This window comes from Bradyrhizobium sp. 139 (assembly GCF_023074175.1).
GTDB lineage: Bacteria > Pseudomonadota > Alphaproteobacteria > Rhizobiales > Xanthobacteraceae > Bradyrhizobium.
In genome coordinates this window covers 37,938-60,993 of the sequence record NZ_JADPKS010000078.1, presented here as the reverse complement: position 1 = coordinate 60,993, position 23,056 = coordinate 37,938, and the positions used below count along the sequence as shown (strand labels likewise).

The following is a 23,056-nucleotide window of genomic DNA, read 5'->3' as shown; positions in this document are numbered from 1 at the left end:
CTGTGCTCGCAATGACGGGGAGGAGGCACCTGCGCTCATCATTGCTGCTCAGGGCGCGGTTGCGGCTGCGTCTCCTCGGTCGGAAGTTTCGCGCGCTCCCAGCCGTCGGTGCCGTCGGGGTACCAGGCGACGTTGGCGTAACCGTAAGCCAATGCGCGCCTGGCGGCGTTCCACGACATCCAGCAGTCGGCCAGACAATAGATCACGAGCAACGCGGTCTTGTCGCCCCGCGACGCGTGCGCGAGGCCGCGCTGGAAATAGTCGTCCATGGCGGGCGGCAACGTTCCGTAGCCGGTGTCAGGCAGCCAGATGCTGCCCGGAATATTTTTCCGCGGCATATCGCGCCAGACGGTGCCTTCGGGAAGGTTCTTCGGCTTCGGCGCGCGTGGCAGCACGTCGATGAACGCGCCGCTCTTCGCACGCCAGATCTCTTCGGCCTCGGCAGTCGTCAGCACGCGCGCTCCGGCGAGCGTCGCCGGCACCGGCGCGCGGTAATTGTCGGCGCGATATCCCTCGGGCTCGAACGGCTCCTGCTGCTGCGCCATTGCCGGCGCCGCCAGCATGGCGGCGAGCAGCGCAGCGGCAAGCTGCCGCCTCATGGCGTCTTCTTGGCCGTCTCCGCTCCGAGCGGCCGGTCGCTCTCGTCGAGCAGCGGTACGCCGAAGTCGAGCAGGATCTTGTTGATCTCGCCCTGGTTCTCCTGGATCAGCTTGTTGAGCTGCCGCTTCCAGTTCTGGTCGGCGGGACGCACGCCCATGCCGATGCGATAGACCAGCTTCGGCCCGGTGGTTTCCTTCACCAGCGGCGTGACGTGCAGCGACCCGGCCTTCTTCGCATAGAACCCGGCCATCGGCCCCCATAGCACGCCGGCATCGATCTTGCCGGCGGCGAGGTCGTCGATCATGGCCTGCGCCGAATTGTCGAAGCGCGTATCGATCATCAGCGGATAGGGCTTTGCATCGCCCATCAGACCGGCCAGCGCCATGTTGGTCGCCGGCGGCGTGCCGGCGACGATGCCGACATGCTTGCCCTTCAGGCGCGCGTCTTCGAGCGTATCGACGTCATCGAGCCCGCCGCCGGTCTTGGCGACCAGCGCATAGGCCGTGCGGTAATAAGGATTGGTGCCCTGCACGAGGTCGTCGCCTTGCGGAAATCCCATGATGACGTCACAGCGATGCGCACCCAACGTCATGCGCACGAAGCCGGTGGCCTGCGGGAAGAAGACGTAGTCGAGCTTCTTCTGGAGCTTGTCCGCGAGCAGCTCGGCGAGCTTGTTCTCGAACCCCTCGCCCTTCTCGTTGGAGAACGGCAGATTGCGCGGGTCGGCGCAGACGCGCAGCACTTTTGGGTCGACCAGTTCGAACGAGAGGTCGCCGGTCTCGCTCGTCTGCGCGATGGCGACGTCGCCGAACGCGCAAGATGCAACCAGGACCCACAGTGAAAACAACCAGCGACGATGTCGCCCGGCCTTCGTCATCGCGCTTCCTCCTCGGTTTGTTTGAATGCTAAGCCATGCAACGCATGACGCGCCATATTTTGCCAAACTTTGTGCGGGCGTTGCTGTGTTGCAGTGCAACGCAGCAAACTGTTTGAACTGAGGCGGAAAGTGTCTCGCATTGCTCTCGTGATCACAGCCTTGTCCCTGCTGGGGATGGCGACGGTACCATGCGCCGGGGCGGCCGAATTGCCTGTGAGCGAAGTCGCGCCGGGAATCTTCGTACACTCCGGGACCATCGCGCTGATGACCCGCGAGAACGAAGGGGACATCGCCAATGTCGGCTTCATCGTCGGCGACGATGCGGTGGCCGTGATCGACAGCGGCGGCAGCCTCCGTGAGGGCGAGGCGCTGCTCGCGGCGGTGCGGGCTCGCACATCCAAGCCGATCCGCTACCTCATCAACACCCATGGCCATCCCGACCATGTCTTCGGCAATGCGGCCTTTGTCGCAGCGGGAACCAGCTTCGTCGGCCACAGCAAGCTGCCGCAGGCACTGGCGACGCGCGGGCCTTACTATCTCGACAATTTTCGCCGCATCATGGGTAGCGAATTGATTGATCCCGTAAAGATCGTGCCGCCTACCCTGCTCGTTTCGGACACAATGACGCTCGATCTCGGGTCGCGCCGTCTGATCTTGCGGGCCTGGCCGGCCGGGCACAGCGACAACGATCTGACCGTGTTCGACGAGACGAGCAAGACGCTGTTCGCCGGCGACCTCGTGTTTCTCCGCCACATTCCGGTCATGGACGGCAGCATTCGCGGCTGGCTCGGCATCTTGGAGGAACTTGAGAGAACTCCGGCGCAACGCGTCGTTCCCGGTCACGGTCCCGTGAGCGACTGGCCTGCAGCACTGGCCGATGAGCGGCGTTATCTGATGGCAATGCTGGCCGACGTGCGGGCGTCGAACAAGAAGGGCGAGCCGATTCGGACTGCCGCCGACAAGGCGGCAGCATTGGAGCGGTCGCACTGGCAGCTGTTCGACGACTACAACGCCCGCAACGCAACTGCAGCATTTTCTGAAATTGAATGGGAGTAGCGGACGCGCTAGGCTTGCTTAGTTAAGCTGACCCAGGGATCACTGCGCGCGGGATCACGACTATGACGGGATGCACACGCCGCCTGACCTTGCTCGCCGCCCTGTTCGGCATCGCCTTTGCCGCGCCGGTGCCGGCTGAAGAGGCCGACGACCCGTGGCCCGGTCTGGTGCAGGACATCTTCAGCAACCGCCCGATGAACGAAGGCAGCAACGTCATCGGGATCGAGATGCCCTATCGCGCCGAGGACGCGGCGATTGTTCCCGTGACTTTGCGCAGCAAGCTGTCGCCCGGCGATGCCCGCCGCATTCGTTCGATCACGCTGGTGATTGACCGCAACCCGGCGCCGATGGCCGCAAAGTTCGAGCTTGGCCCGGACGCCAATGTCACGGAAATCTCCACACGGGTGCGCGTCAATAATTATACCGACGTCCATGCGGTGGCTGAACTCAGCGACGGCCAGCTCTACGTCTCCAAGACCTATGTGAAGGCGTCCGGCGGCTGCTCGGCGCCGGCGGGGAAGAATGCCGAGGAAGCCAGCAAGCGGCTCGGCCAGATGCGCTACCGGCAATTCGCGCGCGAGGATGTGCCGGCGAGCCGAATCCGCGAGGCGCAGATCATGATCGGCCATCCCAACAATTCCGGCCTGCAAATGGACCAGGTCACGCAGCTCTATATTCCCGCCTTCTTCGTCAACCAGCTGAAACTGACGCAGGACGATAGTCCCGTGCTGTCCATGGAAGGCGGCATCTCGATCTCGGAAGATCCCAATCTGCGCTTCACCTACGTCTCCAACGGCGCCAAGCGTTTTCGCGCGGAAGCCAAGGACACGGATGGACATGTGTTTCGCAACGAGTGGGATGTGGAGAAGCCGGGGACGTGAGGGCGATTTGCCTCTCGCTCGTCATGGCCGGGCTTGTCCCGGTCATCCACGATCTTGGTGACGCACGCTAGAACGTGGATGTCCGGGACAAGCCCGGGCACGACGACCAGGGTAGGTGCGCCACGAAGCGGTCAGAAGCACCTCACCTCGGCTTCCGCCTGAGCACGCCTGAGATCATTCACCGCGGAATTCGCCTGCTCCGAGGTCCGAAACTGAACACCGAGATTGCCGCGCACCTGGGACATGCTGAGCGCGGTCTCGGCAGTGACGTAGCGCTCGTAGCTCACGATCGAGGCGACCACGTCGATCGAGCATGAGCACTGCTCGATCGATTGCCGGCTCTCGCCATTGGCCTTCATGCAGCCATAGACGTATTCGGCACGCGCCGAGGTCGGATAATCGTTGGCCTCCTCGGCGCGCGCGGCGTACACGGTCGCCGCCAGCACCGCCGCTACGGCGACAATCGGTCGTAGCTGTCCCGCCAGATTCATGAGCATCCTCCCGCTGGTTGCGACGGAAGCTATGCTATGCCTATTGTCCTGAAAAGAACTCCCTTCGAAGAAACGGCTCACAAGGTGATGAGAGTGTTGGGACGAACATTGGCGCTCGCGATGATGCTGGCGCTGACGCTGGCCACAAGCGGCCGCGCCGCGGATCGTATCCGCCTTGCGGTGCAGAAGACCGGAACATTCTCCTGGGAACTGGCCACGATCCGCAGCGCCGGTCTCGATAAGGAGGCCGACCTGTCGCTCGAGGTGACCGAACTCGCGAGTCCCGAAGCCGGCAAGATCGCGCTCCGTGCCGGCAATGCCGATATCATGCTGTCCGACTGGCTGTGGGTGTCGCGCGAGCGTGCGCTCGGCGCCAAGCTCACCTTCTATCCCTATTCCAGCGCGCTCGGCGCGGTGATGGTCCCAGCCACCTCGCCGATCAAGACCCTCGCCGATCTCAAGGGGCGAAAGCTCGCCGTCGGCGGCGGTCCCATCGACAAGAGCTGGCTGCTGCTCCAGGCGCGGATGAAGCAGGACGGCATCGACCTGAAGTCGGACGCGACCATCGTCTATGGCGCCCCGCCCCTGATCGCCGCCAAGGCGCTCGACGGCGAGATGGATGCGAGCCTCAACTTCTGGAATTTCTGTGCGCAGCTCGAGGCCAAGGGCTTTCGCCGCCTCGCCGGCATCGAGGACATTTTGCCGAAGTTAGGGGCCAAGGGCGCGGTGTCCGCGGTCGGTTATGTCTTTGACGAGAGCTGGGCCGCAAGCCACCGCGATGCGGTGGCGCGCTTCATCGCAATGACCCGCAAGGCCAAGCAGTTGCTGGTCACTTCGGACGCCGCCTGGGACAAAATCGCGCCGCTCACCGGCACGACCGACGCCACCATGCTCAAGACCTATCGCGAGCGCTATCGCGACGGCATTCCGCGCCGGAGCATCGATGACGAAGAAAAGGACGCGCGGGTGCTCTACCGCGTGCTGGCCGAGACCGGCGGCCGCGACCTGGTTGGCCCGGCGGCCGAGCTCGACCCCGGCACGTTCTATCACGCAGTCCCCGGAGACTGAGGTGCTGCGCCTTCTGTCGTTCACACTGTTCCTCGCGATCTGGTGGATTGCCGCGCTGTTCGTCGGCGGCGCAAAGCTGCCCTCCCCGCCCGCCGTGCTCGACGTCATCATCGCCGAAGCATCAAACGGCGCGCTGTTCCTGCATCTCGGCGCCACGCTCGCCCGCGTCATTCTCGCCTTCGTGCTGGCTATGTCGCTCGGCAGCGCCATCGGCTATTTGATGGGACGGGTGAAGCTTGCCGACCGACTCGGCGATCCCTGGCTGATCCTGCTCCTGAACCTGCCGGCACTGGTCGTGATCGTGCTGGCCTATATCTGGGCCGGCCTGACCGAAGCCGCCGCGATCGCGGCGATTGCCATCAACAAGCTGCCGACCGCCATCGTCACCTTGCGCGAGGGCACGCGCGCGCTCGACCGTTCGCTCGACGAAATGGCGACCGTGTTCGCGATGCCGCGCTGGCGCGCGTTCCGCCATGTCGTGCTGCCGCAGCTTGCGCCCTATATCGCAGCCTCGGCCCGCTCCGGATTGTCGCTGGTGTGGAAGATCGTGCTGGTCGCCGAACTCCTGGGACGACCGAACGGCGTCGGCTTCGAGATCGGCGTCGCCTTCCAGCTGTTCGATACGCCGCGGCTGCTCGCCTATTCCCTGACTTTCGCCGCCGTCGTGCTCGTGATCGAGACGGCGCTGGTGCAGCCGTTCGAAGCCCGCGCAACACGGTGGCGGCCCCGTGCGGCTTGAGGTCGAGATATCGGGCAAGACGTTCCGGAGTGTCGCGGGCGAAACGCACGAGGTGCTGGCGCCGGTCAACTTCTCGCTTCAATCCGGCGAGGTCGGCGTGCTCATCGGACCCTCCGGCTGCGGCAAGAGCACGATGCTGCGCATCATCCTCGGGCTCGACCGCGATTTTCACGGGACTATCGCGCGTCCGCCGGAGGCGCGGATCGGCATGGTGTTCCAGGAGCCGCGGCTGTTGCCGTGGCGCTCGGTCGAGCAGAATGTGCGGCTTGCGGCTCCGGGCATCTCCGAGACAAAACTGTCGGAGCTATTCAGGATCCTGGAGCTCGACGCGCATCGCGGCCACTTTCCCGGCGAATTGTCGCTGGGTTTGGCCCGGCGCGTCGCACTTGCCCGCGCCTTCGCGGTGGAGCCCGATCTGCTCGTGCTCGACGAGCCCCTCGCCTCGCTCGACGACGCGCTCGCCGGCCGCTTGCGCGGCGAGATCGCGACGCTGGTGGCGAGTCGCCCGGTCATGACGCTGCTCGTCACCCACAGCCTGGATGATGCGATCCGTCTCGGCGACCGCCTGTTCTTCCTGTCGCCAAGGCCGGCGCGCATCGTGCAGGAGGTGCCGATTGCCATTCCGCGCGCGGAGCGCAGCGAAGCCGCGCTCAGCAGGATCAGAACCGAGCTTGGGGCCTTGCTGCTTGAATCCAAATGAGAACTCGTGATCAACTGAAGCAAACGAACTTCTCGAGGGAGGCTTCACCATGCGGCGTACGCTGATTGCGATCGGCATCTTCTTGCTTGCGATGCCGGGCGCGGCGCTCGCGCAGGCCAAGGGCAAGGGCATCAGGCTCTGGAATTTGACGACGGAGACGATTTCCGGCTTCCAGCTCTCGCCCGCCGGCAAGACCGAGTGGGGGCCGAACCAATGCTTGAACGACAAAGACAAGGAGGTCGACCACGACGAGCGCTTGCGCATCACCGGCGTCGAGCCCGGCCGCTACGACGCCAGGGTGAGCTATCCCAATGCACGGCAGTGCGTCGTGCGTGATATCGACATCAAGGCCGATGCGGTGTTCTCGATCGCCGACAAGGATCTGAAGGACTGTACGAAGTAGCGCGGGCGCTTCACGCCTTGTCGTTCGGGTGCGGATATTCGCAGCGCCACCGCACCGCCTGCCACTTGGGATGGTCGCCGATCCATTGCGCGATATAGGGCGGCGCGGCCATCGCGCATTGCCTCGGCGAGCCCGCATAGTTGAATACCAGATGCTGCTCCTCGCAGGTCGCAGGCGAGAGCACCGCACACACAGTCACCACCAGGTCAATTGGGTTCATGCCGGAATCCTCTCGCAAGGGGCGATGGAGATTAGCACGAAAGATTACGCTCCGCAGGGCGGGAAGTTTCAATCGAGGATGGGAAAGGGGTGTGGGAACTGCCTCTTCCCTCCCTACTGTGGGGAAGCAAAATGCCGAAGCTTCCAGATCGTCTGGCCGGGCTTGTCCCGGCCATCCACGCCTTGCCCCGCGGTACAAAGAACGTGGATGCGCGGGACAAGCCCGGGGCATGACGACCTCCCGAGCTAGAAGTTAACGCCGAACACCAATCTCGCCTGGTGGCGCTCGAAATTGACGAGGTCGAGATTGGCACCCGATCCGGCCGGACGGCCCCAGGCCTGCATGCTCCAGCTCATGGTCAGCCGCGATCGCTCGGAGAGCTGGAAATAAGCGGTAGGTCCGACGAACACGGCCTGGCCGGAGAACTCACCAAGGCCGATGCCCTCGTACTGCCGGAAGTATCGCATCTCCCCGCCGAGCAGCAAATTGGGGCCCACGCGCACCATGCCGGCAAAAGCGGCGCCGACGGTGGAGCTCTTCTCGGATATCCCCGCCACCTCGAACCGCGCCCATTCCGGCTGGTAGATCAAATTGAGCGCGCCGATGGCGAAGTTCGGGATCAGCTCGCGATCGAAGGCGAGCGTAAAGTCGGTGCCATACATCCGGCCTTTTGCGCCCGAGGTCTCATCAATGCGGTCGCCATGGAGCTCGGCGGCGACAGTCAACCCAAATGGCGCGCGCTCGCGGTCGAGCAAGCGATAACGCAGGTCGAGCGAAGCGCCCTGGAAATTGAACTGGCGCCGATCGTCAATGCCGGGAACGCCGGTGATATCGTGCAGCGCGGCCGTGCCGCCGACCTCGATGCGGAAGTTCGGCAGCGGCACGATTTCGATCTCGACCTCCTGCTCGAGGGCACGATAGGTCCCAGCGCCCTTGCCGAAGCGTCCCGTGGTCCGGGTCTGGAATTCGCGCTCACCGGGATTGCCGACATCGGTGCCGATCATGAAGCCGAAGATGTGCTCGGTGTCGAAGCCCTCCTCGGCGTACACGCACGCCGGTGCGAGCGCGAATGTGCAGACAGCTATGATCCAGAATGTTTGGGCTCTCGCGCGCATCCCGAACACTACCACGGCTTCGACGGCGTTTACCATCGAAGCCGCGGCAGGTCGTCGGTCTTACTTGCGCGAAGCGCAGGCGTACATGTTGATTTCCATGCCGACCGGCACTTCCACGATCTTCGGAGCTTTCCAAGCCATTCGGGGTCTCCCAAGGGATGAGCGCGACATCGCGCGGGGCAAAACCTAGGGCTGCGTCAGCGACAGCGCAAGTCTGGAATCGGACCGCGAACACAGCGAACTGTCGCATCGCGCTCGCAAATTTCCCTCTTGGGCAAACCACCTTCGCTCCCAGTCAAGCGCGGCCGATTTCACCGCAACAATCGCAGCAGCGCGCGGCCGGCGCGCGAGTTCAGCTCCTTCGCATCCAGCGTTCCATCCTTGTCGGGATTCGCTGCGTTGAAGCGCTGCTCCACCACCGAGAGATATTCGTCGAGCGTGAGAGTCCCGTCGCGATCGGGATCGGCGGCGGCGAGTTCTTTTGCCGTTAACCGTCCGCGCAATTCGCGCGCATCCAGCGTGCCGTCGTGATCGGGATCGAGCTTTGCGAACGTTGCGGCGGCCGCCTTCTTCACCTCGGCAAGATCGAGCGTGCCGTCATTGTCGGTGTCGAACATTTTTACCGCGTTGCGGGATGCCGACCAGGCCGGACCGGACAGCAGTGCAATCGTGAGCGCAAGTGCAACAGAGCGACGCGATATCATGAAAACCTCCCTGGCCAAGAGCTCCGATTCGAGCCGGATGGAAACCACATAAGTCCACAAGCGAGCCCCGGTTCAAGTCCGGAATTGCAATCTACGCACCGCACGACTCGCGCAACCCGACTGCCCGAGCGCGGCGGCCACGCACTGGCATTGCTTCGTGCCGCGGAATTTTTTCAGCGCCTGCGCACAAGTGTTTTTCAGCGCCTGCGCACAAGTGAAAGTCTGTTGTAAGGTTTCCGTCAGGTGACCGGCGTCGGGCGCCCAGGATATCGGCATCGCAATTGCGACTTTCGTATTGACGCGTTTTGCGTTCGGGCGGAGTGTTGCTCCCGCAGCGTCAACAGGCGCGCATATTGGGAGGGACGGATGAAACGCTTTGCGATGGCCGCAAGCCTCGTCATGCTTGCATCGACTTGTGCAAGTGCACAGACCACCGAGCAGTTGGTCAAGGGCGCGACCGATACATCGAACGTTCTCAACTACGGGATGGGCTACAATCTCCAGCGCTTCTCGACGCTGAACCAGATCAACAAGGACACCGTCAAGAACCTTGTCCCGGTCTGGAACTATTCCTTCAACGACGATCGCAGCGAGGAATCGCAGCCGCTGGTGTACCAAGGCGTGATCTACGTGACCTCACACAACGCCACCATGGCGGTCGATGCCAAGACGGGCAAGCAGATCTGGAAATCCAAGATCGAATATCCCGCCGAGACGCCACGCATCGTCTGCTGCGGCATCATCAACCGCGGCGCCGCGCTCTATGATGGCAAAGTCTTCCGCACCACGCTCGACGCCAACGTGATCGCGCTCGATGCCAAGGACGGCAAGGAGCTGTGGCGGCAGAAGGCCGCCGATGTCAAGGAAGGCTATTCGATGACGGTGGCGCCCCTGGTCGCCGACGGCGTGGTCATCACCGGGATCTCCGGCGCCGAGTTCGGCACCCGCGGCTTCATCGACGGCTGGGACCCCGCAACAGGCAAGCATCTGTGGCGCACCCATTCGATCCCCTCGCCCGACGAGCCCGGCGGCGATAGCTGGAAGGGCGACACCTGGAAGCTCGGCGGCGGCTCGACCTGGATCACGGGCTCCTACGATCCCGAGCTGAACACGGTCTATTGGGGCATCGGCAACCCCGGCCCCTTCAACTCGGCGGTACGTCCCGGCGACAACCTCTACACCTGCTCCGTGCTGGCGATGGATCCCAAGACCGGCAAGATCAAGTGGCACTACCAGTTCTCGCCGAACAATCCGTTCGACTATGACAGCGTGGCCGAAATGGTGCTCGCCGACATGAACGTCGAGGGTAAGCCGACCAAGGTACTGATGGACGCCAACCGCAACGGCTTCTTCTACGTGCTCGACCGCACCAACGGAAAACTGCTCGCGGCCAATCCTTACGTGAAGGTGAATTGGGCAACCGGCGTCGACATGAAGACCGGACGTCCGATCGAGACCGACGTTTCGAAGGACGCGCGCGATGGCAAGAAGGTGACCGTCTATCCGTCGATCCTCGGCGGCAAGAACTGGGAGCCGATGTCGTTCAATCCTCAGACCGGATTGGCCTATGCCAACACGCTCGCCTTCGGCGGCAGGTACAAGACCGAACCGGTCACCTTCAAGCAGGGTGAATGGTATCTCGGCATGGACCTCACCGATCTCTGGGAATGGGGTGACGGTCCGCGCGGCCATCTGAAGGCGATCGATCCGATGACCGGCAAGGCCAAGTGGGAAGCGCCGGCCGACATCCCGCGCTTCTCGGGCGTGCTGTCGACCGCGGGCGGCGTCGTGTTCACGGGCGCGCTGACCGGCGAGTTCGAGGCCTTCGATGCCGACACCGGCAAGAAGCTCTGGCAGTTCCAGACCGGCTCCGGGATCGAGGGACAACCGGTGACCTGGCAGCAGGACGGCGTGCAGTATGTCGCGGTCACCTCCGGCTATGGCGGCGTCTATTCGCTGTTCTCCGGCGACGAGCGGCTTGCCAAGGTGCCGCCCGGCGGCTCGCTGTGGGTTTTTGCGGTCAAGCAGTAACCACGGCGCGATGCTGAAAGAAATATCTCACAAGACGGTGGCGATCTTCGCCACCGTCGCGGTGCTGACGGTCGCGCTTGCGGCGACCGTTCGTGCCGCGGACGACGCAACCGGCAATCCCCTTCAGGCGCAGATCGACCACGGCAAATCGACCTATGCCGAGAAGTGCTCGCACTGCCACGGCCCAAATCTGATGAACTCCGGCACCATCACGCCGGACCTGCGCGTCTTCCCCGACGACAAGACGCGCTTCGTCACCACGGTGAAGAACGGCAAGAACAACAAAATGCCACCCTGGGCCGACATCCTCAACGACGACCAGATCGGAGATCTCTGGGCCTTCATCTCCAGCCGGAGAAAGCCATGAGGACCTGGCTCGCTGCGTGCGGCGTTGCCGCGATCCTCGCGGCGGCCACGGCCGCCCGCGCGGCCGATGACCTGCTGAAAATATGCCTCGACGAGGACCGGCCGCCGCTCTCCGTGCATCACCGCGGCAAGCCGGATTCCGGCTTCGACGTGCTGCTGGCGCAGGCGATCGCAGACCGGATGGGCCGACCGCTGAAAATCCAGTGGTTCGAGAGCAAGCTGGACGAGGATTCCAGCCCGCAGCTCGAGGCCAACGCTTTGCTCTCCGACGGGCGCTGCTCGCTGGTCGGCGGCTATGCGCTGACCACGGATTCCCTCGTCAAGCCCGGCATGAAGACGGCACGCTTGCCGGATTTCACCGGGGCCACGCGCGAGGACCGGCGCCGCCGCGTCGCGCTCGGCGTGCTTGCGCCGAGCCAGCCCTATGTTTACGCGCCGATGACAGTCGTGCTCGGGCCGAAGGCGCAGGGTCGCAAGATCGGCAACGTCGGCGACCTCACCGGCCTTCGCCTCGCGATCGAGAGCGGCTCGCTGGGCGATGCCATCCTGATGACCTTCGACAAGGGCCGCCTGATCGACAGCATCACCCATCTCGTCCCCGGCCGCGACGATCTCCTCGGCGCGCTCCAGCGCGGCGACTATGACGCGACGCTGATCGACCTCGGCCGTTTCGACTCCCACCGCGCCGCGCATCCCGACACCGCGATCACACCTTCCGGCTATTATTATCCGATCGGTGCCAATCGCGGCTATGTCGGGCTCGCCAGCGATCCTGCGCTGATCGACGCCGTCAACAGAGCGCTGACCGGCCTTGCTGCCGAAGGCAAGATCGCCGAATTCGGCAAGCAGGCCGGCCTCACCTATTTGCCGCCGCGCGATCCTGCGATCCTCGGCGATGTCTGGATGAAGATCATTCAGCGTTAGTTGGTCATTCCGGGGCGCCTGCAGGGCGAACCCGGAATCCATTTCACGGCAGAACATCCGGCTCGATGGATTCCGGGCCTGCGTGCTGCAGAAGGTCCGATCGCCGGGGCGGCGAGCAAATGGGCGCCGCCGCCTTGTCGAATGCGCCAATCTGTCTCGCCTTCCGGCCCTAGCAGCGCGAGCTTGATGCAGTACCTTCGGCAAAAATCAGGAGGGAATCATGTCCGCAAAACTCGATCGCCGCCACTTCATCGCCGCCGGTACCAGCGCACTCGCGATACCCTTCGTCTCGCGCGGCGCCTCGGCGCAAGGCACATCGCAAGGCACGTGGCCGTCGCGGCAGATTCGCATGATCTGCAGCTATCCCGCGGGCGGACAGACCGACCTGCTCGCGCGCGCCTATGGCGAATTCATCTCCAAGCAGGTCGGCAAGACCGTCGTCGTCGAGAACAAGGCCGGCGCCTCGGGTGCGATCGGCACGGCAGAAGTCGCCCGCGCGGAGCCCGACGGCCACACCATCCTGTGCTCGATTTCGACCACCTACATCATGAATCGGGTCGTGATGAAGAATCCCGGCTACGACATGGGCAAGGATCTGACGCTCGTCAGCGTTATTCCGGGCGCCGGCCTGTTGCTGGTCGCGAACCCGAAAACCGGGGTCAAGACGCTGGAGGACTTCGTCGCCTTCGCGCGCAAGAGCGGCAAGGTCAACTTCGGCACCTATAGCGCGGGCTCGGCCCCGCACATGACGATCAACGAGCTCAACAAGCAGTACGGCCTTTCGATCGAACCGGTCCACTATCGCGGCGAAGCCCCGATGTGGACGGGGATGCTGGAAGGCACGCTCGATGCCGCGATGGGCAGCTTTACTGCCGCACAATCCGTTCTGCAAAGCGATCGCGGCACCGTATTCGCCGTGCACTCGAAGAAAGTCGATGCGATCCCTGCAATCAAGACCCTCCCCGAGCAGGGCGCGACGTCGAAATTCTTCACTGTGAGCGGCTTCTCGGGCTGGGCTGTGCCGAAGGCGACGCCGCAGCCGGTGGTAGACCGCCTGGCCGAGCTCTGCGTCTCCGCCAACAACGATCCGAAGGTGAAGGAGGTTCTCGCGACCTTCGTGCTCGAGCCGGCAATCGGCTTCAAGCAGACCAATGCCCTGTATCAGCGCGAGCTGCCGATCTGGATCGAGAGCGCGCAGTCGCTCGGCCTCGAGCCGGCCTGAACCTTACGCGGCGCACGGGCTATCCCATCGCGGCCCTCGGTCCGACCAAAGCCTAGTGTCGGAAGCGCATTTTCCCGCTATGATTGCGCGCCGCTGCCGGAAGCCCTCACCGGCGGACGAGAAAGGCCGATCGCATGACACCCGATGGCATTGCCGTAGCCGTCATGATCATCCTGCTCTTTCCGATGGGCTATTTCACGCTTGCCTCGCCCGCCTTCCTGCTGGTGAAGCTGGACATTCAACCCGTCGCCCAGTTGCTGCGCGGAATGTTCAATGCCCATTTTCTGGTGATGCGCGTTGCCGGAATCGTCGGAACGGCAGCTTTCCTGCTCGACGGTCGCCTGGTCGCCGCGATCGGCGTCGGCCTGATTGCGGCCTTGGCGATCTACGGACGCCGCTGGTTCATGCAGCGGATGGACGACCAGCTCAGCGCGAGTGACGCCGGCGATACCGAAGCCCCGCGTCGGCTGCGGCGGCTGCATTGGAGCGGGATGCTGGGCAACGCGGTCCTGCTTGCCGCTCTCCTGGCCAGCATTCCTTACATCGCCATATCGGCGTGAGACAGTCGGCGACCCGCCGCAGCGTGGCGTTCGCCTAATGCTTGTCCGCGACTGCCGCGCCCTGCTGGGCCTTGTGGATCGAGGACGGCACCACGCCGAAATATTTCCGGAACACCCGGCTGAAATGCGATGAGCTGGAGAAGCCCCAGGAGAAGGCGACGTCGGTGATGGTCTTGCCGCCATGCGCCTCGAGTTCCTGGCGGCAGTTCTGCAAGCGCGCCTGCCAGATGTAGTCGCTCACCGTGGTGCCGCGCTCGGAGAACAGCATGTGCAGATAGCGCTTGGAGCAGCCGAGCTCGGCGGAGATCTGGTCGATGCACAGATCCGGATCGCGCAGATGCTCGCGGATGAAGAACTGCGCGCGCACATACATCGCCTCGGGCCCGACGCGATCGAACATCGTGTCCGCTTCGCGCAGCGGCAGCAGCAAAAGGTCGATCAGGGAATCGGCAACACCGACCGCGCTGTTCGCCGACAGCTTGGCAGCCTCGTCGAAGGTGGCATGGACGAAATCATGGGCGATCCGCCCCGTTCCGGTCTTCGCCGACAATTTGCAGGCCGGCATCCGCTGCGACGGGAATCCGCGGTCGCGCAGCAGCGCCTTCGGCACGATCACCACGTCATGGCGGGTGAAGGCGGGGCTGATGATCGAATGCGGGCAGGAGACGTCATAGGCGATGATGTCGCCGGGATTGATTTCGATATGGCGGCCTTCCTGCTCGAAATAGGACACGCCGTAAGTCTGGAAGTGGATCTTGATGTAGGGGTGTTCGTTGGCCTTGGCGCGCGCCAGCGTGTGTGCGATGCGATGCTGGCTGACCTCGATCTGGCAGAGCTTCAGGCGCGAGACGCTGGTGTAGTCGATGCGGCCTTCGAGCGAGGACGCCTCGAGCGGATCGACGTCAAAATACCCGCACAGGCTCGTCAGCCCGTCGATCCAGCTCTGGATCTGCCGCTTCGGCGTCAGCCCGGTCGTCGAGAGCGTGTGAATTGTGTCGGACATTAATCCAGTCACTGATTTCATCCGGAGATTCGACGCGAATCGCGGCCAGCGCTGCCGGAGCCCTCAGCCATGATTGCGTGACGTTTACCTCGAAATTGAGTGGTCTTTTGCAACGAGCGCGATCGTTCCATTGCCGCCCTTGAAAGTTAATCCTCCGCCTTAGTTGCAGCGCCGTCAAGGGGAACCTAACCGTTGAAGGCAGTCGCGAAGCCGCGCGGAAGCCGCTGAATTCGCTACTGCAAAATCAAAATCTTCGCGTCCGTGCGCTGTCAAGCAAAGCAGCTTCTCTCTTGGGCAAGTTTCCCAATGACGAAGTCGTTAGGGATTGCTGCAGGAACAACAAGAACGGGCCGCTCCTGCACGTGTGGACCCGTAGCTCTCATCCGGAGGAGGAAACAGCACAGCATCGTTTCTGGTCGCAATCGTGACCGCCCTGCACGAGCAGACGCCGGACGAGAAGCCCGGTGATTAAGCAATGCTTCGGAAACAATAAAACGAGACCAATGGAGGAATGACTATGCGCAAGGTGCTAATTGCGACCTATCTTGGCTCCGCGGCCGTGCTCGCCGTCGGCAGCGCGTCAGCCAATGACGAGCTGATCAAGATGTCGCAGAACCCGAAAGACTGGGTGATGCCGGCGGGCGACTATGCCAATACCCGCTATTCCAAGCTGAACCAGATCAACGCACAAAACGTAGGCAAGCTCCAGGTCGCCTGGACCTTCTCCACCGGCGTGCTGCGCGGCCACGAAGGCGGCCCGCTGATCATCGGCAACATGATGTACGTCCACACGCCGTTCCCGAACAAGGTCTACGCTATTGACCTTTCGCAGGAGAACAAGATCGTCTGGAAGTACGAGCCGAAGCAGGATCCGAACGTTATCCCGGTGATGTGCTGCGATACGGTCAACCGCGGCCTGTCCTACGGCGACGGCAAGATCATCCTGCATCAGGCCGACACCAACCTCGTCGCCCTCGACGCCAAGACCGGCAAGGTCGCGTGGTCGGCGACGAACGGCAATCCTGCGAAGGGCGAGACCGGTACGTCGGCCGCGCTGGTCGTCAAGGACAAGGTGCTGGTCGGCATCTCCGGCGGCGAGTTCGGCGTGCAGTGCCACGTCACCGCTTACGACCTCAAGTCCGGCAAGCAGGTCTGGCGCGCCTTCTCCGAAGGTCCGGATGACCAGATCAAGGTCGATCCGGTCAAGACAACGGCGCTCGGCAAGCCGGTCGGAGCCGACTCCTCGCTGAAGACCTGGCAGGGCGATCAGTGGAAGATCGGCGGCGGCTGCACCTGGGGCTGGATGTCCTACGATCCCGCTCTGAACCTGGTGTATTATGGGTCGGGCAACCCCTCGACCTGGAATCCGAAGCAGCGTCCGGGCGACAACAAATGGTCGATGACCGTTTTCGCGCGTGACGCGGACACCGGCATGGCCAAGTGGGTCTATCAGATGACGCCCCACGACGAGTGGGACTATGACGGCGTCAACGAGATGATCCTCTCGGATCAGCAGATCAACGGCCAGCCGCGCAAGCTGCTGACTCATTTCGACCGTAACGGCCTCGCCTACACGATGGACCGTGAGAACGGCGAACTGCTGGTCGCCGAAAAGTACGATCCGAAGGTGAACTGGACCTCCGGCGTCGACATGGACAAGAACTCGGCGACCTATGGCCGTCCGAAGGTGCTCGATGCAGCGTCGACCGACAAGGCCGGCGAAGACCACAACGTGAAGGGCATCTGCCCGGCCGCGCTCGGCACCAAGGACGAGCAGCCGGCAGCCTACTCGCCGGACACGCAGCTATTCTACGTTCCGACCAACCACGTCTGCATGGACTACGAGCCGTTCAAGGTGAGCTACACCGCGGGCCAGCCCTATGTGGGTGCGACGCTCTCGATGTATCCGCCGCAGGGTGAAACCCACATGGGCAATTTCATCGCCTGGGACGGCAAGACCGGCAAGATCGTCTGGTCGAACAAGGAGCAGTTCTCGGTCTGGTCGGGTGCGCTCGCAACCGCTGGCGGCGTGGTGTTCTATGGCACGCTCGAAGGCTACCTGAAGGCGGTCGACGCCAAGTCCGGCAAGGAGCTCTACAAGTTCAAGACTCCCTCCGGCATCATCGGCAACGTCACCACCTATGAGAACGGCGGCAAGCAGTACGTCGCAGTGCTCTCCGGTGTGGGCGGCTGGGCCGGCATCGGTCTGGCGGCAGGTCTGACCGATCCGACCGCCGGTCTCGGCGCAGTCGGCGGCTACGCGGCCCTCAGCAACTACACGGCACTCGGCGGTACTCTGACCGTGTTCTCGCTGCCGGCGAACTAGCCTCACCTCCGTGTCGCTCCGGCGCGTGGATCAACTCCACGCGCCGGCTCGTCTAAACCGAACGCCTTCGAGGATAATCTCTTGCATAAAATCTGCTCTGTTGTTGCTGCGATAATCTTCGTTGCGTCCGGAGGAATTGCTGTTGCAGACGGTCCGGGCGACCCGACCGCCGTCAAGAAGGAAGACGACGGAAAGTGGCTCGATAAGGAAGGAAACCCGACCTACAAGATTTCGGCCGACGGCACCGTGGACTGGTTCACCTATTCCGGATATCGCCGCTATCACTCCGACTGCCACGTCTGCCATGGCCCCGACGGCATGGGATCCACCTATGCACCGTCGTTGAAGGACTCGGTCAAGTCCATGAGTTATGGCGACTTCCTCAGCGTCGTCGCCTCCGGTCGCAAGAACATCTCGACCGCCCAGGAGAACGTCATGCCCGCCTTCGGCGACAACCCCAACGTCGCCTGCTACATGGACGATCTCTACGTCTATCTGCGCGCCCGCTCCGACGAAGCGTGGGGTCGGCAGCGCCCCTCCAAGAAGGAGGAGAAGAATGAAACCTACACCAAGGCGGAAGACGCCTGCATGGGCAAGAAATGAACGTTGCGGGGGCTGCCGGCACTACCTCTTGGCGTCCTGCGAGAATTTGAGGAGTTTACGATGAAGACACGTGCCGCCGTTGCTTTCGAAGCCAAGAAACCACTCGAGATCGTCGAAGTCGATCTGGAAGGACCGAAGGCCGGCGAAGTCCTGGTCGAGATCAAGGCCACGGGCATCTGCCATACCGACGCCTACACGCTCGACGGCTTCGACAGCGAAGGAATCTTCCCGTCGATCCTGGGCCATGAGGGCGCCGGCATCATCCGCGAGATCGGACCGGGCGTGACCTCGGTGAAGCCGGGCGACCACGTCATCCCGCTCTACACGCCGGAATGCCGGCAGTGCAAAAGCTGCCTGAGCCAGAAGACCAATCTGTGCACCGCGATCCGCGCGACGCAGGGCAAGGGCGTGATGCCCGACGGCACCAGCCGCTTCTCCTACAAGGGCAAGCCGGTCTACCATTACATGGGCTGCTCGACCTTCTCGAACTTCACCGTGCTGCCGGAGATCGCGGTCGCCAAGATCCGCGAGGACGCGCCGTTCGACAAGAGCTGCTACATTGGCTGCGGCGTCACCACCGGCGTTGGCGCCGTCGTCAACACCGCGAAGGTCACGCCGGGCTCCAACGTGGTCGTGTTCGGCCTCGGCGGCATCGGCCTCAACGTGATCCAGGGCGCCAAGATGGCCGGCGCCGACAAGATCATCGGCGTCGACATCAACGACTCCAAGGAGGATTGGGGTCGCCGGTTCGGCATGACCGAGTTCGTCAATCCCAAGAAGATCACCGGCGACATCGTCGCGCATCTGGTCAACCTGACCGACGGTGGCGCCGACTACACTTTCGATTGCACCGGCAACACCACCGTGATGCGCCAGGCGCTGGAAGCCTGCCATCGCGGCTGGGGCACCTCGATCATCATCGGCGTTGCCGAATCCGGCAAGGAGATCGCCACCCGCCCGTTCCAGCTCGTCACCGGGCGCAACTGGCGCGGCACGGCCTTCGGCGGCGCACGCGGCCGCACCGACGTGCCCAAGATCGTCGACTGGTACATGAACGGAAAGATCCAGATCGATCCGATGATCACCCACGTACTCAAGCTCGAGGAGATCAATAAGGGTTTTGACCTCATGCACGAGGGCAAATCCATCCGTTCAGTCGTCGTGTTCTAGCTCGAAAGCGTCACCCCAAGGAGGATCGACCCATGACTGTTGCACTCCATCCCTCGATCGATAACGGCGTCAAGCAAGGCAGCGGCAGCTTTGCCGGCGGCACGCTGGCCTGCAAATGCAAGGACCACCAGGTCAAGGTCGGCATCAAGGGCGACGTCGCCCACAACCACGCCTGCGGCTGCACCAAGTGCTGGAAACCGCAGGGCGCGATTTTCTCGGTCGTGGCCGTGGTGCCACGCCAGAACGTCACTGTACTCGAGAACGGCGACAAGCTTCAGGTCGTCGATCCCTCCGCGGTGATCCAGCGCCACGCCTGCAAGGCTTGCGGCACGCACATGTACGGCCGCATCGAGAACAAGAACCATCCGTTCTACGGCCTCGACTTCATCCACGCCGAACTATTCGAGGAGCCGGGCTCGGCAGCGCCGCAATTCGCCGCCTTCGTCTCGTCGGTGATCGAGTCAGGCGTGAAGCCGGAGCAGATGGGCGAAATACGGTCTCGGTTCAAGGAGCTTGGACTGGAGCCCTATGACTGCCTGTCGCCGGCACTGATGGACGCGATCGCGACCCACGTGGCGAAATCCAAGGCCGCCTGAACGAGGCCGCCAGACCTTCGCCGTGCCCCGTCCGCCCGCTGGCCCCGACCACGCCAGCGGCCGGACGGATCCGGCTCTCGACCGATCGCGGCGATGCCGCCGCTTCCGCGTGACGCGTAAGCGAGGGCCATGAGCTCCCTCAGTCCTGGTCTCTGAATGACTGCGCAGTGCCGCCCACTTCCCTCTCGAAGTCCGCGCTCTGCGTTTCTCCCTCCCTCGACTGAGGCATCCTGCTTCGTCCGCGCAGTCTCTGCCGGACGAAGCTTTCTTCGTCGTGCAGTTTTCGCAGGCGCCGGGCATGATGATGCGCCCTGCTTTTGACAAACCTTCGTTGCAATCTTTTCCCGTCAAGAACACCCGGCTGTGAACGCCGGGCTGAGGCGATCTCTGCTAGGATCGCGTCGTGACGATGCCGCGCGAAGTCCAATCAATTAAGAACAAAAACGGGAGGTATCGAGCACATCCGGACATTGCGATCCGTATTCCAGCCTTCTGCCGGGATCTGCCTGCGCGGGGCGAGGATGCGGACGCGACACTGCACCGACCATTGCGCCGGCCGATGTCGGCGCTTTCAAAATCAGCAAGCTTATGAAGAGCGAGGGACGATCATGATCAAGGTGAAGATCAACGGCCAGGAACAGAGCTGGGACGGCGACCCGGATCTCCCGCTACTTTGGTTCCTGCGTGACGAGGCCGGACTGACCGGCACCAAGTTCGGCTGCGGCCAGGCGCTGTGCGGCGCCTGCACCGTCATCATCGACAAGGAGGCCGTGCGCTCCTGCATCACGTCGATCAACGACGTGGCCGGCCGCGAGGTCACGACGATCGAGGGGCTGCATCCGAACGGCGATCATCCGGTCCAGAAAGCCTGGCGCCAGGTCAACGTTCCCCAATGCGGCTTCTGCCAGGCCGGTCAGATCATGCAGGCCGCCGCGCTGTTGATGGACAACCCGAAGCCATCGCACGAGCAGATCCGCGAGGCGATGTCCGGCAACATCTGTCGCTGCGGCTGCTACCAGCGCATCGAGAACGCAGTCCATCTCGCATCGACGGGAGTGTGATCATGAATTTCATCGACAACCCCGGCAAGCTTCGCGGCTTCGAGAAGAACATTCGCGTCGAGAAGGTCTCGCGCCGCAGCATCCTGAAGGGGCTCGGCGTCACCGGCGGCTTCGTGCTCGCCGCCCCCGTGATGTCGCGCCAGGCCTTCGCCTACGAGACCGGCGCCGGCAAGATGCCGCACGGCGTCGTGGTCGATCCGCGCGTCTTCGTCGCGGTCGCGCCCGACGGCACCGTCACCATCCTCGCCCACCGCGCCGAAATGGGCACCGGCGTGCGCACAAGCCTGCCGCTGATCGTGGCCGAGGAGATGGAAGCCGACTGGTCCAGGGTGAAGGTGGAGCAGGCGCATGGCGACGAGGTCAAGTTCGGCAACCAGGACACCGACGGCTCGCGCAGCACGCGGCATTATCTGATCCCGATGCGCCAGATCGGCGCTTCCGCCCGCACCATGCTGGAGCAGGCTGCGGCAAAGCGCTGGGGCGTGCCGGCGACCGAGGTCAAGGCCGTCAACCACGAGGTCGTCCATAGCGCGAGCGGGCGCAAGCTCGGCTTCGGCGAACTCGCCGCGGACGCAGCCAAGGAATCGGTGCCGAGCATCGAAGGTCTCAAGCTGAAGGACCCCAAGGACTTCCGCTATCTGGGCAAGGGCCAGATCGGCATCGTCGATCTCCACGACATCACCACTGGCAAGGCGGGCTACGGCGCCGACGTGCGCCTGCCAGGCATGAAGTATGCGGTGATCGCGCGCCCGCCGGTGACCGGCGGCAAGCTGGTCTCGTTCGATCCGGACGCGGCGCTGAAGGTCCCCGGCGTCGAGAAGGTGATGCAGGTGCGCGGCTGGCCGTGGCCGTCGAAATTCCAGCCGCTCGGCGGTGTCGCGGTGATCGCGCGCAACACCGGCGCGGCGATCAAGGGCCGCGACGCGCTGAAGCTGACCTGGGACGACGGCGCCAACGGCAAATACGACTCCGTCGCCTATCGCAAGGAACTCGAGGAAGCCTCGCGCAAGCCGGGCCTCGTCGTGCGCCAGGAGGGCGACGCAGACGCTGCCCTGAAGGGCGCCGACAAGGTGGTCGTCGGCGAATATTATCTGCCGCACCTTGCCCATGTCAGCATGGAGCCGCCGGTGGCGGTCGCCGACGTCAAGGGGGACAAGGCGGAGATCTGGGCGCCGGTGCAGAGTCCCGGCGGCACCCGCGAGGACGTCGCCAAGACGCTCGGAATTCCCGAGGGCAACGTCACCGTCAACGTGACGCTGCTCGGTGGCGGCTTTGGCCGCAAGTCGAAATGCGACTTCGCGCTCGAAGCAGCACTGCTGTCGAAGGAGCTCGGCGTGCCCGTGAAGGTGCAGTGGACCCGTGAGGACGACGTCCGCCACGACTTCCTGCACACCGTCTCGGTCGAACGGATCGAGGCGGGGCTCGACAAGAGCGGCAAGGTGATCGCCTGGCGCCACCGCAGCGTGGCCCCGAGCATCGCCTCGACCTTCGCGGCCGGTGCAAAGCACGAGGCGCCCTTCGAACTCGGCATGGGCCTCGTCGACATGCCGTTCGAGATCACCAACATCTCCTGCGAGAACCCGGAAGCCGCGGCGTTCACCCGCATCGGCTGGTTCCGTTCGGTTTCCAACATCCCGCGGGCCTTCGCGGTGCAGTCGATGGTCGGCGAGATCGCGCATGCGACCGGGCGTGACCAGAAGGAGACGCTGCTCGCGCTGATCGGCAGCCCGCGGATCGTCAAGCCCGCGGTGAAGGACATGTGGAACTACGGCGAGCCCTTCGACAGCTATCCGATCGACACCGCGCGCTTGCGCAAGGTGGTCGAGCTGGTCGCCGAGAAGGGCGAATGGGGCCGCCAGGTGCCGAAGGGCCACGGCCTCGGCATCGCCGTGCACCGCAGCTTCGTCAGCTACATCGCGACCATCGTCGAAGTGGCTGTCGACGAGAAGGGCAAGCTGACGGTGCCGCGGGTCGACACCGCGATCGACTGCGGCACCTATGTCAATCCCGAGCGCATCGCCTCGCAGATCGAGGGCGCGGCGATCATGGGGCTGAGCCTCGCCAAATACGGCGAGATCACCTTCAAGGACGGCAAGGTGGAGCAGAAGAACTTTGACGACTTCCAGGTCCTCAGGATGGACGAATCTCCTGTGGTGACCAATGTCTACATCGTGCCGCCCGGACCCGACACGCCGCCGAGCGGCGTTGGCGAGCCCGGCGTTCCGCCGTTCGCGCCCGCGCTGATGAACGCGATCTTCGCCGCCACCGGAAAGCGCATCCGCAGCCTTCCGCTCGGCAAGCAATTGGAGGCGTAAGGGGAACACAAGACGACTTCGCGCC

Annotated in this window: 25 protein-coding genes; 17 read left to right on the top strand and 8 right to left on the bottom strand. The window is 63.7% G+C overall.

Features of this window, described 5'->3' with window-relative positions; translation table 11 throughout:
• Nucleotides 1-38: 38 nt before the first annotated feature.
• Nucleotides 39-599 (bottom strand): PQQ-dependent catabolism-associated CXXCW motif protein, encoded by a 561-nt coding sequence (locus tag IVA80_RS19030; protein ID WP_247433508.1) that lies wholly within the window; start codon nucleotides 597-599, stop codon nucleotides 39-41.
• Entirely contained in the window at nucleotides 596-1,477 is an 882-nt protein-coding gene (locus IVA80_RS19025; protein WP_247433505.1) for a substrate-binding domain-containing protein, read from the bottom strand. Before IVA80_RS19025 ends, IVA80_RS19030 begins: the two co-directional genes overlap by 4 nt.
• Before the next feature lie 129 nt (nucleotides 1,478-1,606).
• Between IVA80_RS19025 and IVA80_RS19020 the strand changes: the two genes are divergently transcribed.
• Nucleotides 1,607-2,533, top strand: a complete 927-nt coding sequence (locus tag IVA80_RS19020) for a quinoprotein relay system zinc metallohydrolase 2 (protein ID WP_247433502.1) — start codon at nucleotides 1,607-1,609, stop codon at nucleotides 2,531-2,533.
• A gap of 62 nt (nucleotides 2,534-2,595) precedes the next feature.
• Entirely contained in the window at nucleotides 2,596-3,414 is an 819-nt protein-coding gene (locus IVA80_RS19015) for a quinoprotein dehydrogenase-associated SoxYZ-like carrier (RefSeq protein ID WP_247433499.1), read from the top strand.
• A gap of 131 nt (nucleotides 3,415-3,545) precedes the next feature.
• On the opposite strand, the gene IVA80_RS19010 is transcribed toward IVA80_RS19015, so the two are convergent.
• Nucleotides 3,546-3,905, bottom strand: a complete 360-nt coding sequence (locus IVA80_RS19010; protein WP_247433495.1) for a hypothetical protein — start codon at nucleotides 3,903-3,905, stop codon at nucleotides 3,546-3,548.
• A gap of 87 nt (nucleotides 3,906-3,992) precedes the next feature.
• Here IVA80_RS19010 and IVA80_RS19005 point away from each other — a divergent pair, with 87 nt between their 5' ends.
• Genes IVA80_RS19005 through IVA80_RS18990 form a run of 4 tightly spaced genes read left to right on the top strand, consistent with a single transcriptional unit; the run spans nucleotide 3,993 to nucleotide 6,815 of the window.
• Entirely contained in the window at nucleotides 3,993-4,973 is a 981-nt protein-coding gene (locus IVA80_RS19005; protein ID WP_247433739.1) for an ABC transporter substrate-binding protein, read from the top strand.
• Between the two features lies 1 nt (nucleotide 4,974).
• Entirely contained in the window at nucleotides 4,975-5,712 is a 738-nt protein-coding gene (locus IVA80_RS19000; RefSeq protein ID WP_247433492.1) for an ABC transporter permease subunit, read from the top strand.
• Entirely contained in the window at nucleotides 5,702-6,412 is a 711-nt protein-coding gene (locus IVA80_RS18995) for an ATP-binding cassette domain-containing protein (protein ID WP_247433489.1), read from the top strand. Before IVA80_RS19000 ends, IVA80_RS18995 begins: the two co-directional genes overlap by 11 nt.
• A gap of 49 nt (nucleotides 6,413-6,461) precedes the next feature.
• The gene (locus tag IVA80_RS18990) at nucleotides 6,462-6,815 is read left to right on the top strand and encodes a hypothetical protein (protein ID WP_247433486.1); all 354 of its coding nucleotides are present in this window, start codon (nucleotides 6,462-6,464) and stop codon (nucleotides 6,813-6,815) included.
• Between the two features lie 10 nt (nucleotides 6,816-6,825).
• Here IVA80_RS18990 and IVA80_RS18985 read toward each other — a convergent pair whose 3' ends face one another.
• The 4 genes from IVA80_RS18985 to IVA80_RS18970 all read right to left on the bottom strand — a co-directional run bounded on the left by IVA80_RS18985 (nucleotide 6,826) and on the right by IVA80_RS18970 (nucleotide 8,854).
• Nucleotides 6,826-7,035 (bottom strand): hypothetical protein, encoded by a 210-nt coding sequence (locus IVA80_RS18985; RefSeq protein ID WP_027562369.1) that lies wholly within the window; start codon nucleotides 7,033-7,035, stop codon nucleotides 6,826-6,828.
• Between the two features lie 245 nt (nucleotides 7,036-7,280).
• Entirely contained in the window at nucleotides 7,281-8,186 is a 906-nt protein-coding gene (locus tag IVA80_RS18980; protein ID WP_247433484.1) for a hypothetical protein, read from the bottom strand.
• Between the two features lie 24 nt (nucleotides 8,187-8,210).
• A complete protein-coding gene (gene pqqA / locus IVA80_RS18975; RefSeq protein ID WP_008562446.1) occupies nucleotides 8,211-8,291 on the bottom strand; it encodes a pyrroloquinoline quinone precursor peptide PqqA in 81 nt (26 codons plus the stop codon).
• Between the two features lie 170 nt (nucleotides 8,292-8,461).
• The gene (locus IVA80_RS18970) at nucleotides 8,462-8,854 is read right to left on the bottom strand and encodes an EF-hand domain-containing protein (RefSeq protein WP_247433479.1); all 393 of its coding nucleotides are present in this window, start codon (nucleotides 8,852-8,854) and stop codon (nucleotides 8,462-8,464) included.
• Nucleotides 8,855-9,220: 366 nt separating this feature from the next.
• Here IVA80_RS18970 and IVA80_RS18965 point away from each other — a divergent pair, with 366 nt between their 5' ends.
• The 5 genes from IVA80_RS18965 to IVA80_RS18945 all read left to right on the top strand — a co-directional run bounded on the left by IVA80_RS18965 (nucleotide 9,221) and on the right by IVA80_RS18945 (nucleotide 13,957).
• Nucleotides 9,221-10,885: a methanol/ethanol family PQQ-dependent dehydrogenase gene (locus tag IVA80_RS18965; protein ID WP_247433476.1), complete on the top strand. Its 1,665-nt coding sequence runs from the start codon at nucleotides 9,221-9,223 to the stop codon at nucleotides 10,883-10,885.
• 10 nt (nucleotides 10,886-10,895) lie between these two features.
• Nucleotides 10,896-11,252: a cytochrome c gene (locus IVA80_RS18960; RefSeq protein WP_247433473.1), complete on the top strand. Its 357-nt coding sequence runs from the start codon at nucleotides 10,896-10,898 to the stop codon at nucleotides 11,250-11,252.
• The gene (locus IVA80_RS18955) at nucleotides 11,249-12,175 is read left to right on the top strand and encodes a transporter substrate-binding domain-containing protein (protein ID WP_247433469.1); all 927 of its coding nucleotides are present in this window, start codon (nucleotides 11,249-11,251) and stop codon (nucleotides 12,173-12,175) included. Before IVA80_RS18960 ends, IVA80_RS18955 begins: the two co-directional genes overlap by 4 nt.
• Nucleotides 12,176-12,395: 220 nt before the next feature.
• The gene (locus tag IVA80_RS18950) at nucleotides 12,396-13,397 is read left to right on the top strand and encodes a tripartite tricarboxylate transporter substrate binding protein (protein WP_247433466.1); all 1,002 of its coding nucleotides are present in this window, start codon (nucleotides 12,396-12,398) and stop codon (nucleotides 13,395-13,397) included.
• Nucleotides 13,398-13,531: 134 nt separating this feature from the next.
• The gene (locus IVA80_RS18945) at nucleotides 13,532-13,957 is read left to right on the top strand and encodes a hypothetical protein (RefSeq protein WP_247433736.1); all 426 of its coding nucleotides are present in this window, start codon (nucleotides 13,532-13,534) and stop codon (nucleotides 13,955-13,957) included.
• Between the two features lie 34 nt (nucleotides 13,958-13,991).
• Here IVA80_RS18945 and IVA80_RS18940 read toward each other — a convergent pair whose 3' ends face one another.
• The gene (locus IVA80_RS18940; protein ID WP_247433462.1) at nucleotides 13,992-14,960 is read right to left on the bottom strand and encodes a helix-turn-helix domain-containing protein; all 969 of its coding nucleotides are present in this window, start codon (nucleotides 14,958-14,960) and stop codon (nucleotides 13,992-13,994) included.
• Nucleotides 14,961-15,477: 517 nt separating this feature from the next.
• On the opposite strand from IVA80_RS18940, the gene xoxF5 reads away from it, so the two are divergent.
• From xoxF5 to IVA80_RS18910, 6 genes are all read left to right on the top strand, one after another.
• A complete protein-coding gene (gene xoxF5, locus IVA80_RS18935; protein ID WP_247433459.1) occupies nucleotides 15,478-17,286 on the top strand; it encodes a lanthanide-dependent methanol dehydrogenase XoxF5 in 1,809 nt (602 codons plus the stop codon).
• A 111-nt stretch (nucleotides 17,287-17,397) separates the two neighbouring features.
• Nucleotides 17,398-17,889 (top strand): c-type cytochrome, methanol metabolism-related, encoded by a 492-nt coding sequence (locus IVA80_RS18930; protein WP_346348005.1) that lies wholly within the window; start codon nucleotides 17,398-17,400, stop codon nucleotides 17,887-17,889.
• Between the two features lie 60 nt (nucleotides 17,890-17,949).
• On the top strand, nucleotides 17,950-19,059 hold the full coding sequence (locus tag IVA80_RS18925; RefSeq protein WP_014493614.1) for an S-(hydroxymethyl)glutathione dehydrogenase/class III alcohol dehydrogenase: 1,110 nt from the start codon (nucleotides 17,950-17,952) through the stop codon (nucleotides 19,057-19,059).
• A 32-nt stretch (nucleotides 19,060-19,091) separates the two neighbouring features.
• Complete coding sequence (gene gfa, locus IVA80_RS18920; protein ID WP_247433455.1) at nucleotides 19,092-19,655, top strand: S-(hydroxymethyl)glutathione synthase; 564 nt, start codon at nucleotides 19,092-19,094, stop codon at nucleotides 19,653-19,655.
• 608 nt (nucleotides 19,656-20,263) lie between these two features.
• Complete coding sequence (locus IVA80_RS18915; protein ID WP_247433451.1) at nucleotides 20,264-20,716, top strand: (2Fe-2S)-binding protein; 453 nt, start codon at nucleotides 20,264-20,266, stop codon at nucleotides 20,714-20,716.
• A gap of 2 nt (nucleotides 20,717-20,718) precedes the next feature.
• A complete protein-coding gene (locus tag IVA80_RS18910; RefSeq protein WP_247433448.1) occupies nucleotides 20,719-23,031 on the top strand; it encodes a molybdopterin cofactor-binding domain-containing protein in 2,313 nt (770 codons plus the stop codon).
• Nucleotides 23,032-23,056: the final 25 nt, after the last annotated feature.

What these genes read in the sequence shown, in the direction of transcription:
- IVA80_RS18960 (WP_247433473.1), top strand. Translation starts at nt 10,896, where the DNA reads ATGCTGAAAGAAATATCTCACAAGACGGTGGCGATCTTCGCCACCGTC.
- IVA80_RS18925 (WP_014493614.1), top strand. Translation starts at nt 17,950, where the DNA reads ATGAAGACACGTGCCGCCGTTGCTTTCGAAGCCAAGAAACCACTCGAG.
- IVA80_RS18965 (WP_247433476.1), top strand. Translation starts at nt 9,221, where the DNA reads ATGAAACGCTTTGCGATGGCCGCAAGCCTCGTCATGCTTGCATCGACT.
- IVA80_RS18980 (WP_247433484.1), bottom strand. Translation starts at nt 8,186, where the DNA reads ATGGTAAACGCCGTCGAAGCCGTGGTAGTGTTCGGGATGCGCGCGAGA.
- IVA80_RS18955 (WP_247433469.1), top strand. Translation starts at nt 11,249, where the DNA reads ATGAGGACCTGGCTCGCTGCGTGCGGCGTTGCCGCGATCCTCGCGGCG.
- IVA80_RS18970 (WP_247433479.1), bottom strand. Translation starts at nt 8,854, where the DNA reads ATGATATCGCGTCGCTCTGTTGCACTTGCGCTCACGATTGCACTGCTG.
- IVA80_RS19010 (WP_247433495.1), bottom strand. Translation starts at nt 3,905, where the DNA reads ATGAATCTGGCGGGACAGCTACGACCGATTGTCGCCGTAGCGGCGGTG.
- IVA80_RS18940 (WP_247433462.1), bottom strand. Translation starts at nt 14,960, where the DNA reads ATGTCCGACACAATTCACACGCTCTCGACGACCGGGCTGACGCCGAAG.
- IVA80_RS18990 (WP_247433486.1), top strand. Translation starts at nt 6,462, where the DNA reads ATGCGGCGTACGCTGATTGCGATCGGCATCTTCTTGCTTGCGATGCCG.
- IVA80_RS18915 (WP_247433451.1), top strand. Translation starts at nt 20,264, where the DNA reads ATGATCAAGGTGAAGATCAACGGCCAGGAACAGAGCTGGGACGGCGAC.
- xoxF5 (WP_247433459.1), top strand. Translation starts at nt 15,478, where the DNA reads ATGCGCAAGGTGCTAATTGCGACCTATCTTGGCTCCGCGGCCGTGCTC.
- IVA80_RS18950 (WP_247433466.1), top strand. Translation starts at nt 12,396, where the DNA reads ATGTCCGCAAAACTCGATCGCCGCCACTTCATCGCCGCCGGTACCAGC.
- IVA80_RS18910 (WP_247433448.1), top strand. Translation starts at nt 20,719, where the DNA reads ATGAATTTCATCGACAACCCCGGCAAGCTTCGCGGCTTCGAGAAGAAC.
- IVA80_RS19005 (WP_247433739.1), top strand. Translation starts at nt 3,993, where the DNA reads ATGAGAGTGTTGGGACGAACATTGGCGCTCGCGATGATGCTGGCGCTG.
- IVA80_RS19030 (WP_247433508.1), bottom strand. Translation starts at nt 599, where the DNA reads ATGAGGCGGCAGCTTGCCGCTGCGCTGCTCGCCGCCATGCTGGCGGCG.
- IVA80_RS19015 (WP_247433499.1), top strand. Translation starts at nt 2,596, where the DNA reads ATGACGGGATGCACACGCCGCCTGACCTTGCTCGCCGCCCTGTTCGGC.
- IVA80_RS18985 (WP_027562369.1), bottom strand. Translation starts at nt 7,035, where the DNA reads ATGAACCCAATTGACCTGGTGGTGACTGTGTGTGCGGTGCTCTCGCCT.
- IVA80_RS19025 (WP_247433505.1), bottom strand. Translation starts at nt 1,477, where the DNA reads ATGACGAAGGCCGGGCGACATCGTCGCTGGTTGTTTTCACTGTGGGTC.
- IVA80_RS18945 (WP_247433736.1), top strand. Translation starts at nt 13,532, where the DNA reads ATGACACCCGATGGCATTGCCGTAGCCGTCATGATCATCCTGCTCTTT.
- gfa (WP_247433455.1), top strand. Translation starts at nt 19,092, where the DNA reads ATGACTGTTGCACTCCATCCCTCGATCGATAACGGCGTCAAGCAAGGC.
- pqqA (WP_008562446.1), bottom strand. Translation starts at nt 8,291, where the DNA reads ATGGCTTGGAAAGCTCCGAAGATCGTGGAAGTGCCGGTCGGCATGGAA.